General features: G+C 30.3%; 1 protein-coding gene. It reads right to left on the bottom strand.

Going from position 1 to position 849, the window contains the following annotated elements; genetic code table 11:
• The coding region (locus tag DNC80_RS15700; RefSeq protein ID WP_182652022.1) for an LTA synthase family protein at positions 1-849 on the bottom strand (849 nt) is incomplete at both ends.

Below are 849 nucleotides of genomic sequence, written 5' to 3'. Positions count from 1 at the left end.
ATTCCCCAAGCATTTTCAAAGGTTACTTCATTATCATTAATATTATTTCGGATGGTTTTAATTTTATCACTTAAAACGCTACCTCGTCCACGATCATAAATTGTAAATCCGTTGCCACCAAAATACGCGTTCATATTATCAAAATAACCATCGCCACCATAAAAGAAATTTGAGTTATATCCTTTGGTTTTAAAAACATTTGAAACGGTATATAGGTTTTGATTTTCTGGACGTTTTACGATACTTTGACCTGGTGTTGGTGGAATGCAAAGTGTCATTGCTTCCATACCACGAACGGTTCTAGTTCCTGTGGCATATAAATTGTCGAAAAACACACTTTTTTGAGCTAAACTGTCTAAAAAAGGTGTAATATTTTCTTTATTTCCAAACTCGTTCATAAAACTACCACTAAGACTTTCAACCAAAATAAATACTACATTCTTTTTACTTGGCTCTTGGTTAGTTGTGTCTGTTATTGTTCTGTGAATAGATAATCCTTCTGATTGGTATTTACTGTTTTTATCGCTCAATTTATTTCTAATAATAGCAAAAGCCGATTTGTTATTTACAGAAGTATAAAACTCATTGTATGCCATTTGATTGTTTCTGAAGGCAGCAAAAAATGAATAAATTCCCGATTTTGATATTTCAGCATTGTATCTATTTTTAGACCATTCTGCCTGATTATTTGTTATAAATGTTGTAAAAAATAAACAAGAAACCAGACCAATACCTAACACAATACTTTTTTCTTTTAAAGTTGCTGTTTGTGAAAATGTGTTTTTGAATGCATTTCTTTTATAAAAGAGAAATAAGACTAAAAATACTATTAATGATACTCCACTAATT

The organism is Flavobacterium sp. SOK18b (assembly GCF_014156605.1).
GTDB classification, from domain to species: domain Bacteria; phylum Bacteroidota; class Bacteroidia; order Flavobacteriales; family Flavobacteriaceae; genus Flavobacterium; species Flavobacterium tiangeerense.
The sequence above is the reverse complement of the archived record's forward strand: the minus strand, read 5'-3'. Positions and strand labels throughout refer to the sequence as shown.